This window comes from Danxiaibacter flavus (assembly GCF_041060425.1).
Lineage (GTDB): Bacteria > Bacteroidota > Bacteroidia > Chitinophagales > Chitinophagaceae > Danxiaibacter > Danxiaibacter flavus.
Genome location: NZ_JAULBC010000003.1, coordinates 44,954 through 63,246 on the forward strand (window position 1 = coordinate 44,954; position 18,293 = coordinate 63,246).

Annotated in this window: 11 protein-coding genes; 5 read left to right on the forward strand and 6 right to left on the reverse strand. The window is 42.8% G+C overall.

Annotated elements, in window-relative coordinates:
- Window positions 1-288 precede the first annotated feature (288 nt).
- The 5 genes from QTN47_RS10785 to QTN47_RS10805 form a co-directional block, all read right to left on the reverse strand.
- Window positions 289-951 carry an NAD-dependent epimerase/dehydratase family protein gene (locus QTN47_RS10785; protein ID WP_369329376.1) on the reverse strand — a complete coding sequence of 221 codons (663 nt, stop codon included), beginning with the start codon at window positions 949-951 and terminating at the stop codon, window positions 289-291.
- Between the two features lie 123 nt (window positions 952-1,074).
- Window positions 1,075-1,887, reverse strand: coding sequence for a helix-turn-helix domain-containing protein (locus QTN47_RS10790; protein ID WP_369329377.1), 813 nt, complete (start codon window positions 1,885-1,887; stop codon window positions 1,075-1,077).
- A gap of 14 nt (window positions 1,888-1,901) precedes the next feature.
- Complete coding sequence (locus QTN47_RS10795; protein WP_369329378.1) at window positions 1,902-2,789, reverse strand: SDR family oxidoreductase; 888 nt, start codon at window positions 2,787-2,789, stop codon at window positions 1,902-1,904.
- Window positions 2,790-3,053: 264 nt separating this feature from the next.
- Window positions 3,054-5,357 (reverse strand): GH92 family glycosyl hydrolase, encoded by a 2,304-nt coding sequence (locus QTN47_RS10800; RefSeq protein WP_369329379.1) that lies wholly within the window; start codon window positions 5,355-5,357, stop codon window positions 3,054-3,056.
- 191 nt (window positions 5,358-5,548) lie between these two features.
- Window positions 5,549-8,317, reverse strand: a complete 2,769-nt coding sequence (locus tag QTN47_RS10805) for a substrate-binding domain-containing protein (RefSeq protein WP_439100181.1) — start codon at window positions 8,315-8,317, stop codon at window positions 5,549-5,551.
- A 307-nt stretch (window positions 8,318-8,624) separates the two neighbouring features.
- Here QTN47_RS10805 and QTN47_RS10810 point away from each other — a divergent pair, with 307 nt between their 5' ends.
- From QTN47_RS10810 to QTN47_RS10830, 5 genes are all read left to right on the forward strand, one after another.
- Window positions 8,625-9,962: a sugar porter family MFS transporter gene (locus tag QTN47_RS10810; RefSeq protein WP_369329381.1), complete on the forward strand. Its 1,338-nt coding sequence runs from the start codon at window positions 8,625-8,627 to the stop codon at window positions 9,960-9,962.
- A gap of 123 nt (window positions 9,963-10,085) precedes the next feature.
- The gene (locus QTN47_RS10815) at window positions 10,086-10,988 is read left to right on the forward strand and encodes a carbohydrate kinase family protein (RefSeq protein WP_369329382.1); all 903 of its coding nucleotides are present in this window, start codon (window positions 10,086-10,088) and stop codon (window positions 10,986-10,988) included.
- Window positions 10,989-11,003: 15 nt separating this feature from the next.
- Window positions 11,004-14,084, forward strand: coding sequence for a SusC/RagA family TonB-linked outer membrane protein (locus QTN47_RS10820; protein WP_369329383.1), 3,081 nt, complete (start codon window positions 11,004-11,006; stop codon window positions 14,082-14,084).
- A gap of 19 nt (window positions 14,085-14,103) precedes the next feature.
- Entirely contained in the window at window positions 14,104-15,822 is a 1,719-nt protein-coding gene (locus tag QTN47_RS10825; RefSeq protein WP_369329384.1) for a RagB/SusD family nutrient uptake outer membrane protein, read from the forward strand.
- Between the two features lie 200 nt (window positions 15,823-16,022).
- On the forward strand, window positions 16,023-17,723 hold the full coding sequence (locus tag QTN47_RS10830) for a glycoside hydrolase family 32 protein (RefSeq protein WP_369329385.1): 1,701 nt from the start codon (window positions 16,023-16,025) through the stop codon (window positions 17,721-17,723).
- A gap of 129 nt (window positions 17,724-17,852) precedes the next feature.
- Here QTN47_RS10830 and QTN47_RS10835 read toward each other — a convergent pair whose 3' ends face one another.
- Complete coding sequence (locus QTN47_RS10835) at window positions 17,853-18,281, reverse strand: lysozyme inhibitor LprI family protein (protein ID WP_369329386.1); 429 nt, start codon at window positions 18,279-18,281, stop codon at window positions 17,853-17,855.
- Window positions 18,282-18,293 lie beyond the last annotated feature (12 nt).

The following is an 18,293-nucleotide window of genomic DNA, read 5'->3' on the forward strand; positions in this document are numbered from 1 at the left end:
TTGCTGATTTTTTGAATTAAGGGATACCAATATCTAACATTCAGAAAAATAGTACGATCACATCAGGAACCGGGCGCTCTCTCCTGTCGTCATTTTCTGGTAAACACGGATCGTCATGTGAACTATGAAAATTGGTTTGCCTCAAGCAAAAGGAAAAGGCAATACACTTAAGCTGAATTCCCTAAGGGAAAAACTGTCTCTGTCGTGAAATCTGTCATTGGCACGACAGGGAACATTTCCCACAGTCGGGATGTAGGACACATTTTCGCCCACCTGATACCTCACCCCTCACCCCTTACCCGTCCCCAACTCAATAATATCCTTCCCATCTATAACTTGCTTCGGATATGGTTCAAGAGCAACATGGATCATGGCAAGACCAAGCTCCTGTAGTGTACAAAATCCTTTAGGATATAAGGCCCGGCCAATGGGAAACATCCAATTGATGTATTTGTAAAATGATTTCGCATTTTTCAGTCCGGGAGTCGGTTTAATAAAACCCGGTCTTACGGCATAGACTTTTTTAAAGGGAAGCTTCATGAGATCATTTTCAGTTTTCCCTTTTACTCTTGCCCATCTGCTCCTACCCCTTTCAGAACTATCGGTGCCAGCTCCGGAAATATATTCAAAAACCATTTGCGGACTTTGCCTGCTCAATGTTTCCGCTACATGCATGGTAAGCGTATATGTCATCTTATAATACTCATCCGCAGATATGCCGACGGAAGAAATACCCAGGCAGAACAAACATGCATCATAGCCTTTCAGTTGATCTTCAATAGCAGAAAGATCATAAAAGTTCCCATGAATAATTTCTCTAAGCTTCGGATGACTTATTCCCAAAGGCTTTCTGCTTATCGACAATACCTCATCAACAGCAGGATGCAGCAAACATTCATGCATCACGCCCTCTCCCACCATCCCCGTCGTTCCTGTAACTATAACTTTCATCTTTTTCTTTTCTTATTAGTTATCTTATTTCTCGTCCACTCTTCTCTTCTTTCCATCTTACCCGTCTTACATGTCTTACGATCTTACGGTCTTACGATCTTACAATCTTACTGTCTTACAATCCTACTGTCTTACCCCCGAAGGGTTCACCCCAAACATCTTTTTAAACGAGTAAGAAAAATGTGCAATGCTTTCGAAGCCCACTTCGAGATAGACATCAGAAGGTTTCTTTCCCTGCTCTTTGATTAGATAATAAGCTTCCTGCAATCTTTTTTGTAATAGCCATCGACTTGGCGATGTACTGAATATTTTTTCAAAGTCGCGTTTGAATGTGGCAAGACTCCTTCCTGTAAGATAAGCCAGTCTTTTTAGCTCAACGTTAAACTTAAAATTCTTATTCATGAATTCCTGGAGATCTATTTTGCCGGGATCATTGAAATCAAACAATGTATTCTTTAGGGCGGGGAATTTTTTCAATAATAGAAAAAGTGCCTCATTCACTTTCAGTGAAACTAATTCAGCCGGTAAAGGCTCATCCAGATACGGCAGTATGGATGTAACATAACTTTGCAAAAGCGCGTCGGGAGCTATATGCATAATTGCATCTTCAGTGGGTTCGTGTCTGTCAGTTGTGTAATTGTAATCCATGCTGAATTTTCGCAGTGTATCCTGATCGAATATGACGGATAACAACTTAAAAGTGCCGCCGTTTGATGGCGGTACCTTGGTAAACTTGGCAAGATGATTTCTTCTGAAAAAAGCAAAATCGCCTTCTTTAAATGTGAAAGTCCGGTTCTGAAGCTGAATGATCATGCTTCCGGATATAAGATGTCCGAAAACATGTTCCGGAATAAATTGCTCACCCTCGCGGCTAAACGCCGTGTAGCATGAATAAAGTATCCCGGAAACCTGTTTGTATTCAGTTAATGCGTCCATTTGTATTAAATTCTTCAATTGTTAGCGTTCGCCATGGTAAGAATTTGTGCTGCATCTGTTTCAAAGAAATTAACGGCGTCGTCATGGTCTGTTGAAAGTGTTACATCCAGCCATTTATTAAATTCTTCTTCGCGATCTGCATTTGCCCGTTTAAGAAGTCCGGCAGCATCACTTCCCAACAACAAATGTAACGGAGGTTGAGCATGATTTGCAACATCTATCATCACCTTTGCCGCTTTAACAGGATCGCCGGAGGGAACAAAATCACTTCTTAACACTTTTGCCATTACGCCGACGGTTTGATCATAGTCCGGGATATTTGTTGCATACGTCATTGAAGAACCAGCCCAATCGGTGCGGAAGCCTCCGGGTTCAATAATCGTGATCTTTATACCCAGTGGTGCAACTTCTTTAGATACAGCTTCAGAAAAACCGACAAGGGCAAATTTTGCCGCCTGGTAGATGGATACTCCAGGTGTGCCAACGCGCCCACCGATAGAGCTGACCTGTAAAATACGCCCGGACTGCTGTTTGCGAAGATGAGGAAGAACTGCGCGGGTAACATACACTGCACCCCAGAAGTTTGTATCTATCTGGCTGTGCATCTGTTCCCTTGTAAATGCTTCTGCTGCGCCAGTGATTCCAAAGCCCGCGTTATTTACAACAACATCTATTCTACCGAACAGGCTAACAGCTTCATTCACCACAGATGTAACCGCTTGTTCATCAGTCACATCCAGTTGTAATGTTTGCAATTGACCGGGATACTTTTCTTTAAGATCCTTCAGTGCTTCTGTGTTTCGTGCAGTAGCTACAACACTATCGCCGCTATGTAAAACGGCTTCCGTAAGGCTGCGTCCAAGACCTCTTGAACTTCCTGTGATAAACCAAACTTTTTTCATTTTTTATTGCTTTTGTGATACAAAGATCACTCAGCAATGAGCCTGGTTGTTTTCGTGAAAAGCTCAAATTTAGTTTCGTGAAAAGCTCAGTTTTTTAATGGAGAGTTGAAAATTGACAATTGAAAATGATGGCCACTGAAACACTGAAGCACAGATTTATTCGTCTCGCGTCCCGGGCAAAAAGTGACTCTTTCGGCGCTTTCCACCATTATCAATTTTCCCCGCCTGAATGACGTCAGTCGGGCAGGAATTTTCAATTTTCAATTAGTCTTTCCCCCAATGCTCATTCGGCTTACTGCCCATCTCTAACTCCAGCGTTCCTCCTTTCGCGATATCCTCATGCATTATATAGCATTTGTTATAAGGCTTTCCATTAAGCTTAGCGTTTTGTATGTATTTGTTTTCGGGAGAATTGTTATGAGCTGTGATAGTAAATTGTCTACCTGCATAATATTTACTTTCCAATTGAAATGTAACACGGCTAAATACCGGGCTCGTGATTTCATAACGTTTATCTCCCGGGCACACCGGATGTAATCCGCTTGCGGCCAAAACATACCATGCCGACATCTGCCCCACATCTTCGTTACCGACCAATCCTTCTACAGAATTGTGATAAGCTGAAGAACAAATCGTTCTTGTCCACTGCTGTGTTAACCATGGGTAACCGATTCTGTTGAAGATAAAAGGCACATGATGAACAGGCTCATTGGCATGATTGTAATAATCGTTCCACATCATGTTCTTCGGCGTTTGTTCGAAAAAGTAAACGAGATCATTTTTTACTTTTTCTTTTCCGCCCATCAGCTCCACCATACCATCAATATCCTGCGGTACAAACCAACCCTGCTGATAAGGATTGCTTTCTACTGTTCCGTAATCCTGTTTTAACCTTCCTTTTTCAGGCCATGCCTCCCAGCTTCCATCTTCTTTCTTTGGCCTGAACCAACCTTTGTCTTTGTCGAAAATATTCTTGTAGTCAGATGACTTTGCCAGATATTTTTCCGCATCGGACTGCTTGTTTGTCGCCTTAGCTAGCTGCGCCATGCACCAGTCGAAATAGGAATATTCAAGCGTTGTTGATATGCCGCCGGGCGAATATCCTCTATCGTTGTTGTCAAATTTAGCTACGGTATTTAAGGCATACTGATATGCTTTGCTCATATCATAATTGCGAATGCCTTTTGAATAAGCGTCGGCCAATACAGAAACTGCCGGATTACCGATCATACAACCGGAATACGCGTTGAGAAACTCCCATCTTTCCAAATAGTTTTTGCCTGATTCATCCGCAAGTGTAACGAGCGAATTAATCATGTCATTTACCAAAGATGGATTGATGATCGTCTGCAGCGGCATCTGGCTTCTGAATACATCCCACCCGCTGAATATAGTGCGTTTTGAAAAGCTGCTACTTTCATGAATCTTTCCATCACCGCCCGTATATTGCCCGTTGACATCAGAAAAATTGCGGGGATCAATCATGGTGTGGTATAGTGCAGTATAAAATACAGCTTTCTCCTCTGCCGAGCCGCCTTCTATTTTTATTTTTTGCAAAGCATTGTTCCATGCATTTTGAGCAGCCTTATGCACTTTATCAAAATTCCAGTCAGCAATTTCCGCTTCGAGGTTTTGTTTTGCTCCCTCAACACTCACAAAAGAAATTCCCGCTTTCATTTGCACCTGCTCATTTGCTTTTGTAGCAAATTCTGTATAAAAGCCCAGGTGTTTGCCTTCCATTTCTTTTGTATTTGGCAACACCTGTGCGGAAGCAACACGTTCATGGTATTTTTCACTTTCAACATCTTCACGTTTCCGTTTCCAGTCGTCGGGGATATCGGCGCTCCAAACACCGTAGTTGGTAATCGGCTTGTCGAATTGTGCATAGAAATAAACAGTATAGTCAGGATGACCATCCCCGTTGCCCCAGCCGCCACCATCCGGAGTACACTTCATCCATCCTTCAATGGTATTGCTGTTTACAACCTTTACATATTGCAGCACAGAAGTGCCTCCTACCCTTCTTGCAAGATCTATCTGGATACGAGATTGTTTGTTTTCCGGGAAAGTAAATCGTAACATGCCACTGTGTGGGGCTGCGGTCATTTCTGCTTTGACATTATATTTTGATAATATCACTTCGTAATAACCTGCTGCTGCCTTTTCTGTCTTTTTATCAAATGATGACCTGTAACCGTTTTCGGGCTTTTGTATTGTACCGGAAAAGGTTTTTAATGGCCCCGTGGTTGGCATCGCCAGAAAATTTCCCAAATCTCCATACCAACCTATTCCGCTCATTTGTGTGAATGCAAAGCCCTCAATGCTGGTGTGTTCGTAGCTGTAGCCGGATCCGTTGTCACCACCGGTTATTGTATTTGGGCTTACCTGCACCATTCCAAAGGGAGTTGCTGCCCCGGGAAATGTTTTGCCTAAACCGTGATAGATGCCGGCGGCTCCAACACTGGTGCTGGCGCCAACAAACGGGTTGACATACGCTGCAGGTAATTGTGCCTGTAAATAAAAAGAACCGGATAATAATAATGAAATGGCTAAGTTGATTTTTTTCATGGCGCACAATATTACGAAAGCATCTTTAGTTAATGGATAGTTGAAAATTGAAAATTGATAATGAAAACGCAAAACACGATGTTTCCTACTGTAGTCTCGGGTGGAATAAAAGACCTCATGTCTGCGCTAAAATTTAACAGTGACAAATTCCTGCAAGCCCTTTTGCCTTTTTACCTTTGAAATTTGACTTTTTATCGTTGTGATTTAAACGCAGTCGGCGATACGCCTGTTTTTGTTTTAAATACGGTTGCAAAATAAGCAGGTGAAGAGAATCCTGTTTTGTAAGATACTTCTGATACCGAAAGGTCTTCGTGCTGCAAATAATATTTTGCTTTTTGTAACCTGGCGTTGAGGATGTACTCATTAATGTTCGTGCCCATCAGTGTCTTTACCTTACGATATAATTGTACTTTCGAAATACACATTGCTTTACAAATATCATCAATAACAAAATGATCATTGCTGATGTTATTCTCTACCACTGAAATAAATTCAGACACAAACTTTCTGTCGGTTTTTTTCGCTGCACCCGGTCTTATTACAGCTGGCACTTCTGTGGTAAAATGTTCTTTTAGTTTATTCCTGTTGGAAAGCAGGCTTGTTAAAGTCTCATTCAGCACGGCGAACTGAAAAGGTTTGGTAATATATGCGTCTGCCATGCTTCTGAATCCTTCAATTTGTTGCTCCATGGCTGTTCTTGCTGTAAGTAATATTACCGGGATATGTGATGTGCGGATATCATTTTTCAGCAAACCGGTTAGCGTAATACCATCTTTTCCTGGCATTGTAATGTCGCAAATTACAACATCAGGTAAATTATCGAATGCCATTTGTAGTCCTTTTGTTCCATTATCCGCTTCGATTATGTGATATCTTGCCGACAGTTGTGTATGCAGAAATTGCCTCAGCTCAGGATTGTCCTCAATAATTAAAAGTGTTTCCTTTCTCTTTTCAGATACCGGCGCGTCTTGTTCATCTATTACAGGTATTGAAGAAAGCAGATCCGCGATAAACAATTCTTTTTCGCTGTCTGCTAACGGTCCTGCATCTGCTGTTGCAATTTCCTCCGGCGAAAAATGGCTGTTACCTAGCGGAAGTGTGATAGTAAAGGTGGTTCCTTTGCCTTTTTGACTATTTACACTGATAGAACCACGATGCAGTTCAATTAATTCTTTTGACAGCGAAAGCCCAAGACCGGAGCCCTTGTGGCTTTCATGATCGCCTTGATAGAAAGTGTCAAATGCGTGCGCCTGTTCATCCGGCGTCATGCCAATACCGTTATCCTGCACATGAATGATGGCTTGATCCGTTTCACTGTTTTTCTCAATGCTTAAAATAATAGATCCGTTGTCCGCTGTGAACTTGAATGAGTTTGAAAGCAGATTATACAATACTTTGTCAACCATTGTTACATCTATCCAGACGGGCAGTTGTCTTTCTTTTGTGAGCATTCTGCAATCAATACCGCGTTTACGCGCAATTTCCTGAAAGGCCTGTACTATTTCATTTGCAAAAAATACAAGGTCATTTTCTGAGGCCCGTATTTTCCATTTATTAAACTCGATCTTCCTGAAATCAATTAGCTGATTAACCAGTCTCAATAAACGCATGGCATTGTTGCGGATCAGCATAAGTTGTTGCCGTGTGTGCGCCTGCAGCTTTGGATTTTCAAGCATTCCATCTACAGGTCCCATGATCAGCGTTAAGGGCGTCCGGAACTCATGCGAAATATTGGTGAAGAAATTCAGCCTGGCTTCGTGTGCGGCCTGGGCCCTGGCTGACATTTCTATTAGCTGTGCGCTTTGCCTGGATATTTCGTCATTTTGATTTGCGAGCTGTTTGTTGATCTTTTTATTAAGATTGCGGGAATAAAAAAGAAGTCCCGCGAAGAAAATGGCGAGCCCTAATGAGCAGGTTAATACATAAAGGAGTGCCCGTTGGTTATTGTAAATTCTTTTTTGCTCGGCCAGCATGTCCTGTTGCTTCTCAATGTCCCGTTGCTGGCTAAGCATTTTGTCAGATTGCAACTTCATTAAGTGTACGTTGCTGGAATCCACCACTAAAGTCTGTAAAAGTGTTTCTTTGCCGAGTGATTGCCCGTTTAAAATTTTAACCGCATTGCGTATGGCCTCTGCGCCGCCTGTTGGATATAGCATAGATGCGGTAAGTATTTTATTAGACACAAGCTCCATCCCCATGCCCGGGAGGGCATCAACACCAATTATTTTTATATTATTTGCGCCATTTGTTTTGCAGGCTTCATAAGTTCCACGTGCCATTACATCATTGTGGGCAAAAATGAGGTTAGCAGATGGCAACATTTGTTTTAAGGACGATATTTCTTTTTCAGCTTTAGGTTTTATCCAGTCACCGGGTACTTTCGCAATAAGATGGATCTGCTTAAATGTATTCAGCGCATCGCGAAAGCCGTGGTCGCGATCGATGGCAGGTGAAGAAGCTGGCAGACCTGTTACTTCTATAATATTTCCCTTTCCCTGTAATAATGAAGCAACATAGTCGCCGGCCATTTTACCAAGTTGATAATTGTCCGCACCTATATAATTAGAATAAAGGGATGAAGCGATCTTTCTGTCCACAACAATCACCGGAATTCCGCTATTGAATGCTTCTTCTACTACCGGTGTAAGCGGTTGAGCTTCGTTCGGAGAAATAATGAGCAGATTAATTTTTTCTTTTAGTAGCGCCCTTACCTGTTGAACCTGTTTCTCGCTGTTGTCATCTGCCTGTTTATAGAGCAGCTCCATTTCGGGATAAAATGCCAGCTCGCGTTTCATTTCTCCAAGCATGGATTTTCTCCAGTCGTCAGCGTCCCCACACTGCGAAAAGCCAATCCGGAATTTTCGCGTTTCCTTATTTAGTTCACAAGACGACATGCATGTCAACAGGCAGACACATATAAATAAGGAGAAGTATTTCCTGGCAAAGTCCCGATAAAACATATTGGCTGCAATTGGTTAAGAACAATTGAATGAGCTACGAATAACTTCATTCAAATCGTGAATAAAAATATCTGATTTAAGAAATCAACTACTTTTCAAAGAAGGAAGATCGGTGAAAAATGGAACTATTTTAAAAATTTTTGTTCCAAAAACGAAAGTGTCTCGTTGACACGTATCAGAATAAGAGAATACAATTTATTTATTTTCAATTAGTTAGAATAATTTGAACAGATGAAATGATTTTGAAAGTAAAAGAAACTTGTTTTAATAGCATCCGGCCTGTGCCCGGCTAATTTGCGCTAAAACATTGCTTACCGTTATGAATAGAAAAGTTGTTTTGTGGAGCATTATTGTTGCGCTTGGCGGGTTCCTTTTTGGGTTTGATACCGCGGTTATATCTGGTGCTGAACAATCTATACAGAAGTATTGGAACCTTACTCCCTTTGAACATGGCCTTACTGTATCTATCGCTTTAATCGGTACGATCATAGGATCGCTTACAGGTAGTTATCCTTCTGAAAAACTCGGACGACATGCCACTTTATTGATTATTGCTGCTACCTACCTGGTCGCTTCGGTTGGAACGGCCGTTGCTACCAATTGGTACATATTTCTTGCTTTCCGTTTTATGGGCGGCGTTGGCGTTGGTGCTTCGTCTGTTACCGCACCGGTTTATATATCTGAAATTTCTCCGGCAAAAGCGCGCGGACGCCTGGTTGCCCTTTTCCAGTTTAATATAGTGCTGGGCATTCTCATATCCTATCTGTCAAATTATCTTATCGGTCAGGGAAGCGAAACGTCCTGGCGCATGATGCTCGGCGTTCAGTTTATTCCTTCTTTGTTGTTCCTGGTGTTACTTAAATATGTGCCGGAAAGTCCGCGCTGGTTAATTGTAAAAAGAGGAAAGATAAAAGAGGCCGAAGCTGTACTGAAGATCGTGAATCCCGAAGGATACCGGGACGACCTGAATGCGATTATTGCTGACGCTGCGCAGACGCCAGGCGATGAAGCGGAAGTGCTCTTCTCACGGAAAAACCGCCTTCCTGTATTTATGGCAATCGCGTTCGCTGTGTTTAACCAGGTATCCGGCATAAATGCGATTATCTATTACGCCCCGCGCATTTTTGAAATGACTGGATTGGGAAGACAATCATCGCTGTTATCCAGCGTGGGTATAGGCGCCGTGAATTTCACATTTACATTGCTGGCATTAAACTTCATAGACAAATTCGGCAGAAGAACACTCATGCTGATTGGTTCGATCGGGCTCATACTTACACTTACACTAGTTTCCCGTGCCTTCTACCTGAACGATTTTGGTGGATTTACAGTAACCATTTTGTTGCTGGTGTACATCGCATTTTTTGCTTTTTCCCAGGGTGCAGTGATCTGGGTATTTATCTCTGAAATATTCCCGAACCAGGTGCGTGCCAAAGGACAAACCCTTGGCAGCCTTACACATTGGGTGATGGCTGCCGTTATTGCATTCGCATTCCCCATGCTTACTGAAAGCCTGGGTGGCGGTCACACATTTCTTTTCTTCTCCATTATGATGGTGCTGCAGTTGCTGTTTGTCTGGAAGGTGATGCCGGAGACAAAGGGCAAATCATTGGAGCAGCTGGAACATGTACTGGTGATGCATTAAAGCTGAAAGCCTAAAGCCTAAAGCTCAAAGCTTAAAACTTGTGATATCATAAACAAACGCCGGGATACTGGTTATCAATGGAATTCCGGCATTCACTAATATATCCTCCTATTTCTTCTTAATATGAATACACACAATATTGTTTGCTATGGTGAAGTGCTTTGGGATTTATTGCCATCCGGCGCCAAAGCCGGTGGAGCTCCCATGAATGTTGCTTACCACCTTACGCAGCTGGCCCAGGCCCCTGCGTTTGTTTCACGCATCGGGCTTGATGACAGGGGCAAAGAACTGCTTGGCGTTCTTAAAGAAAAAGGTGTCAATACAGAATTCATTCAATTGGACTATGACATGCCAACAGGCATTGTTCATGCTGTCGCGGATAGCAACGGCGACATGCAATATGATATCGTGGCTCCTGTAGCCTGGGATTACATTGATGTAGATAGTGACCTCACGGAACTCATCGGGCAATCTTCCCATTTCATTTTTGGCAGCCTGGCGACAAGAAACAAACAATCACGCGCCACTTTGTTTTCCCTGCTGGAACAGGCCAACACAAAGGTGTTGGACATTAATCTTCGTGCACCTCACTTCAACAGAAATATTGTTGAGGACCTGCTTGAAGAAGCCGATATGCTAAAAATGAATATCAGCGAACTGGAATTGATCACCGGTTGGTTTGCAGATTTTAAAAGCGTAGAAGGCAGAATTGCATTGTTGCAGGAGCGCTTTAACATCCCCACCGTAATTGTTACCCTTGGTGCTGACGGAGCAGTAGTAAACATGCAAGGCAAAGTTTACAAACATCCAGGATTTAAAGTAGCGGTTGCAGACACCGTAGGTAGCGGCGATTCCTTCCTCGCCGCCTTTTTAACTGGCCTTCTTGAAAATAAGGAGGCTTCGGATGCATTGATCTTCGCCAGCGCACTGGGCGCACTCGTTGCTTCAAAAGCAGGCGGCTGCCCGGACTACACCATCAACGAAATATATACACTTATCAACAACTCGGACAAGGTCATCTTGTAAATAAAACTACGCTAAATGAAAAAAATCGTAACGATGCTTGCCGCTTTCCTGTTTACGGCAACACTACTTGCACAACAAAAGAAAATAACAGGGCGCGTACTTAGCGGAACAAGCAATAAGCCAATTGAGGGCGCCACCGTAAAGGGCAAAGGAAACTCCGTGGCAACAACCTCGGCTGATGGTAGCTTTACATTAGATGCTAATGAAGGCGACGTCTTAAAAGTGTCTTTTATTGGATTTGGAGACAAGGAAATTAAAGTAACATCAGCTTCCGGATACGATATTAACCTCGAAGCTACTGCCAACAACCTGGAAACAATAGTGGTGACAGGTTACCAGGTACAAAAGAAGGCGGATCTTACCGGAGCCGTTTCTGTAGTAGATGTTGATGCAATTAAGAACAGTCCGGTGGGTAGTCCAACCAAAGCTTTGCAGGGCCGCGTTCCCGGTGTATTTATTACTTCCGATGGCTCGCCTTCCGGTGGTTCAACCGTACGCATTCGTGGTGTGGGTACATTGGGCAATAACGATCCGTTATATGTCATTGATGGAGTTCCAACCAAACGAGGGCTTCAGGAATTGAATCCGGATGACGTTGAATCCATCCAGGTCCTGAAAGATGCATCGTCTGCAACCATCTATGGCTCCCGCGCAGCGAATGGCGTAATTATCGTAACAACCAAAAAAGCTAAAAAAGGTTTTTCAAGAGTGGATGTAGATGCTGCCGGATCATTACAATTCTACATAACCAAACAAAAGATGCTGGATTCAGATGGCAGAGGAAAGGCTTACTGGCAGGCTGCTGTAAATGACAAAACAGACCCCAATGCCAACCAGATCTATCAATACGACTGGAACGGTGATTACAACAATCCGGTATTAAATAAGATACGCTATCCTGAATATATTGATGCTGCCAAAACAATGAAACCTGCAAATACCAACTGGTTCAATGAAATTGCGCAGACATCTCTTATTCAACAATACAACGTCTCTTTAAGCAATGGCGGAGAAAGAGGCAATACAATGTTATCAGTTGGTTATTATGATAACAAGGGAATTGTTAAGGCTTCCAATAGCCAGAAGCTCACTGCGAGATTAAACTCAGACTTTAACTATTTCAACAACAGGCTGAAAATCGGTGAGAATATTAACCTTACCTACATCCGCAACTCACTGATCCCTGCAAGCGATATCCTGTTTGCATCGCTCGTTCAACAACCTGTAGTACCCGTGCATACAGTAGATGGTGGTTGGGGCGGACCTGCACCCGGAATGACCGACAGACAGAATCCTGTGAGATTGATTGAAGATAACAAACAAAACTTCAGCAATTTTTATCGCCTGATGGGTAATATCTATGCAGATCTTACCATTATTCCCAACCTTCATTTCAGAACAAGTTTAGGTGCGGATTATAACGGAACGTATCAACGAACGCTACGCAAATCATACACTTCTGGCTTCTTATCAGATCCGTCCAACCAGGTTGTAACAAGCCAGGCATATGATGGTAACTGGATCTGGCAGAATACACTTACTTACAATGTAACACTTGACAAACATCGTCTCGACTTCCTTGCAGGACAAGAGACCATCAAGTACATGAACCAGAATTTTTCCGGATCAAGACAGGGTTATGCATTGGAAAATATAGACTATGCTTACCTGGATGCAGGTTCTGCCAACAAAGACAATACGGGTAACGGTACCGGCTATGCGTTGCTCTCTTACTTTGGTAAAGCGAACTATACTTATGATAATAAATACCTGGCTTCAGTAACACTGCGTCGCGACGGTTCTTCACGTTTTGGTAAAGAATACCGTTATGGTATGTTCCCTGCATTTTCTCTTGGTTGGCGTGTAAGTAAGGAAGCTTTTATGCAAAACCAGGATATTGTTTCCGACCTGAAACTACGTTATGGCTGGGGTAAGTCTGGTAACCAGGAAATTGCCAACAATGCAACCTATGCCTTGTATTCTGCAATCTACGGTATAGATCCAACATGGGATTTTGACAACGGAAGCGCGTATGATATTAACGGTACCGGCTCAGGACAATTGCCTTCAGGCTTTACACGCATTCAGCAAGGTAACGATTCATTAAGATGGGAAACAACAAGAGAATCCAACTTTGGTGTTGACTTCGGCTTATTCAAAAACAAGATCACCGGTTCAGTAGATTATTTCATTAAGAATACTTCAGACATCTTGATCAGTCCGGGTTACCTGGCGGTTGTTGGCGAAGGCGGCAACTATTGGTTCAACGGCGCCTCCATGCAAAACAAGGGTATTGAAGCAATTGTTTCTTATAGCGACGCCATTAGCCCGGATTTTTCATTCACTATTACAGGAAACGTTTCTTCTTACAAGAACAAAGTGACTTCTCTCCCTCAACAGGTATTGACTTCATATCCCGGTAACGGCACCGACAAAACAATTTTGGGCCGTTCTATCAACTCAGTTTTTGGGTATGTGGCCGATGGGTTGTTTACTACGCAAAAGGATGTTGATAATTCTCCCGCACAGGTTGGTAAAGGCTTAGGCAGGATCAGGTATAAAGACCTGAACAACGACGGTACTATTGACGATAAGGACAGAGATTTTATTGCAGATGGAAATCCAAAACTGTTATATGGATTGAATGTTGAGCTGAACTACAAAAACTTTGATCTCAGCTTCTTCCTGCAAGGTGTTCAGGGTAATGATGTTTACAATGATTTTAAAACATACACAGACTTTTCTTCTTTATGGGTAGGCACCAACTGGGGACAAAGAACATTGGATGCATGGACACCTCAAAATCCCAATGCAACAATTCCTGCGCTTACTTTGGTGAACAGGAACAACGAGGGCCGCACTTCCACCTATTTCTATGAAAAAGGTTCTTACTTGAAACTTAGAACGGTACAGTTGGGATATAACCTGAAACATGCGCTAAGAAAATCGAAAGTTCAGAACGCCCGTGTGTATATACAGGGAACCAACCTGGTAACATTTAAAAACAAATCATTTACGGCAGCAGATCCGGAAATACCAACCAACGCGTTTCCTATTCCTGCTATTGGCACCATCGGTTTAACTGTATCATTCTAACAATCCAAACAACAATACAATGAAACGAACAATAATACTGATCACGATGGCTTGTGCCTTATCGTTATCCTGCAAAAAAGTACTTGATGAAACGCCGCAGGGTGTTATATCAGACGACGATTTAAATACACCTGAGAACGTTGACAAGCTTGTTATAGCGGCCTACTCCGCCCTTGGCAACGATCACTATACCGCACCTTTCTCCAGCATGTGGCCCTATGGCAGCATCCGCGGAGGCGATACTTATAAGGGCGGGGATGGTCCTGGTGACATCAGCGAATATCACCTCTTTGAAACGTTCTCTTTAAATCGCGTGGACAATGGTTTGATAGACCTTGTTTGGTATCGCCTGTACGTAAGTATCGGCCGCGCAAATGATGCGCTTAGAAGAATGAATAATTTAAGCGATGCTGATTATCCCCAAAAGGCAACAAGACAGGCTGAGCTAAGATTCTTAAGGGGGCATTTTTATTTCCTTGCAAAGATCCTCTTCAAATATGTTCCATATATTGATGAGAACACACCGCAAGCGAATTATGATACTGTCTCAAACAGAACCTATTCAAATGAAGCATTGTGGACCAAAGTTGCAGACGATTTTCGTGCAGCAGTAAATGGACTGCCTGATACCCAGACTGAGATTGGCCGTGCAAATAAAAATTCTGCTAAGGCATACCTGGCCAAAGTATTGCTGTATCAAGCTTACCAGCAGGATGAGAACAACAACGTAACTTCTATTAATGCCGCGATGCTGCAGGAAGTTAATCAGCTATGCGACGACGTAATAAACTCAGGCAAGTACGCGCTGAACACAGATTATGCAGATAACTTTCTTGCTCAGACTGATAACAGTAAAGAATCTGTTTTCGCCATACAGTATTCAAAAGGCGATGGTACACCCAAAGGCCGGTTGGATTATGGTCATGCGCTTAACTATCCGATGAACCAGGAATATGGCTGCTGCGGTTTTCATGTGCCAAGTCATGATCTGATCAATGCGTTCAAGACCGATAAGAATGGACTGCCGATGTTTGATACTTATAACGCAAGCGACGTTGCAGCTTCAGGCGATTATAAAACCGGCACTTTTGATCCGCGTTTAGATCATACTGTTGCCATTCCCGGACATCCTTTCAAATACATAGCGGATTTCCTGTTTGCAAAATCCTGGGCACGTGCTCCCGAGGTTTACGGTGCATTTGCCAGTCTGAAAGAAGCAGTCGGTCCGGAAGATGCGTCTTTCCAAAAGATCCCACCATTTATGTCAAGCTCAAAGAACTGGGATATCATCCGCTTTGATGATGTACTCCTGTTTAAAGCTGAAGCGTTGATCCAGTTGGGCAGACAAAATGAAGCGTTGCCGTTGATCAACCAGGTACGTACACGTGCTGCAGCCAGCACGGCTCTGCTAAAGCAAGCAGACGGCTCTTCTACTTCCAACTATGGAATGACCGTGTATACGCCGGGGGTAAACTGCACGTGGACAAAAGACTTTGCCTTTAAGGCATTGCAATGGGAAAGAAGGCTTGAGTTCGCAACTGAAGGTTATCACTTCTTTGACCTTGTACGCTGGGGTATCGCAGCAGAATACATCAACAAATATTTTGCAATAGAAAAAACAAGATCATCACATCTGTCTGATGCATCGTTTAAAAAGAACAGGGATGAATATTTTCCTATTCCTTTAAACCAGATCAATTATAGCAGAGGATTGTATCAACAGAATACGGGATGGTAGTTTTAAGCTTAAAGCTCAAAGCCTAAAGCTCAAAGCTTGTTGGTGCGCGAGACTTGTGTATACTATTATTGATAGAAAAGTCTTGGGAAGTCCATTAATAAAGTTTTTTCTTTGAACGTAGTTTTACGCTTTATGCTTTTGGCTTTAAGCTTTCCATTTAAGCTCATTAATCAACATAGTCAAAAAATATGCTTTCCAACATGAAAAGAATATTAACCAGTGTTTTATTTAGCGGTGTGGTCACGGCCGCATGCTTCGGACAGGATAATTCAGGATCGCAGCGTCTTGAAAATTTCAGCAGCTTTTTTACCGGTGAAAAAAAATGGCTGGTACTGCCAGTAAAGAATGGTGCTCCCAAAAAGAACCTGGAGTTATGGGTTAATGGAGAATTGACGAGATGGTTTGATATGGAAGTAGCTGACGAAAAGCCTGACTGGTTTGCTTATCTTGATATCAGCGACTGGAAGGGACAAAAGATGGAACTAAGAGTTGATGCGCTTAGCACTGCATCACAAGCCTTTACAACAATAAGGCAAAGCGATGTCGACACAAATGCGGCTCCGTTATATAAAGAAAAATTACGCGGACAGTTCCATTTTTCTCCAAAACGTGGCTGGACAAATGATCCTAACGGAATGGTATATTACAATGGCGAATACCACCTTTTCTTTCAGCACAATCCTTATGGACGTGGCTGGGGAAATATGCACTGGGGACATGCAGTAAGCACAGATCTATTGCATTGGAAAGAAGTGGGCGAAGCACTTTATCCTGATAAGCTTGGCCCAATGTTTAGCGGCAGTGCCGTAGTGGATGAAAAGAACACAAGCGGACTTGGAGAAAGCGGAAAACCAGCCATGGTTATGTTCTTTACCGGCGCCAAAGCCTGGGCGCAGGGTTTGGCATGGAGCAACGACGGACGTACCTTCCATAAGCTGGATCGCGCAGTGGTGACCAGGATCAATAAAGATAATCGCGATCCGAAAGTGATCTGGCACGAGCCTTCAAAAAAATGGGTAATGGTTGTTTGGGTTGAAAGGGATCATGGACAAAACAGCATGCAAATACTTACTTCTCCCAACTTAAAGGACTGGACCGAAGCAAGTGTAGTTTATGGAGGCAAAGGTGACGACCGTTATTTATTTGAATGCCCCGAATTTTTTGAATTGCCGGTCGATGGAAATCCTGCTGAAAAGAAATGGGTGCTGACTGCAGCCAACAGCCAATATGCGATAGGAACATTTGACGGCACCAAATTCACACCGGAAGTTGAAAGGCTCAATGGCCAGCTTGGACGCGATTTTTATGCATCACAAACATTTAACAACGAACCTAAAGGCAGGCGTATTGAAATAGGCTGGTGGCGTACACATACGGATAAAGACGATATGACCTTCAATCAATCCCAAAGCATTCCGATGGAATTAAAACTGGAAAGAAAGGCTGAAGGCTTGCGGTTGACGAGAACTCCCGTAAAGGAACTTGAGTCTTTGCGTGTAAAGACTTATCCATTCTCCAAACAAAAATTGAAAGAAGGTGGCGCCAATCCGCTTTCTAAAATTGATATTGAGCTGGCGGAGATACGTGTTGAGTTTGAACCCGGAACTGCGAAAGAAGTTAAGTTTGATGTAAGGGGCGTCCCGGTTGTTTACAACGTTTCCAAACAAGAGTTGACAATTGACGGCGTTACCTCTCCTGCCCCATTGCAAAATGGTAAACAACGGATAACCATTTATGCGGATAGAACTGGTCTGGAAGTTTTTGCAAGTGACGGAATCTTATTCATGCCAATCAATAAAAATATTCCTGCAGAAAACAGGTCGCTGTCGCTTACTGCAAGCGGAGGTGCTGCAAATGTGAGCAAGCTGGATGTATACGAGTTGAAGAGCATTTGGGATTAAGGCGATCCGCGGTCACTGCAAAAAAAAATTGTCCTACACTTTTAAAGTGTAGGACAATTTTTTTTGCATCTGGGATTGCGATTCGGGATGTTGTAAAGGCGCGATGCATCGCGCCTCTACAATTTCGTATCATTGCATCTGTTTTAACGTTTCCAACAGATCTTCCAATTCCATTGCCCGCTGCTTTGTAATATCCATCACCTTTTGCGCACGCACTATCCGCCACATGGTTCCATGCGCACTGCCATAAGTAGCATCTATAAGATCAATTTCTTTTTCTTTGAATTTGATCCATTGACGCTGGGCCTCAATCAATGAGTTTTTTGCAGTTGAATCTAGTTTAGCTAAAAGAGATTTATAGGTAGTATTTAGTTTTGCGTTCCATTTGTTCAGGGCTTTGTATGCGCAGTCAACCATGCCCGCAGTTGACTGATTTTCTTTTTTATCCAGGCATTGCTGTAATTCACTGTCTATTTTGTCTTCTTTACTTTTCGTTTGCGCAAAGCCGGCTCCCGTTAGTAATAATGCAAATAAAACAAGACAAGTTTTTAATTTCATGCGACATATTTT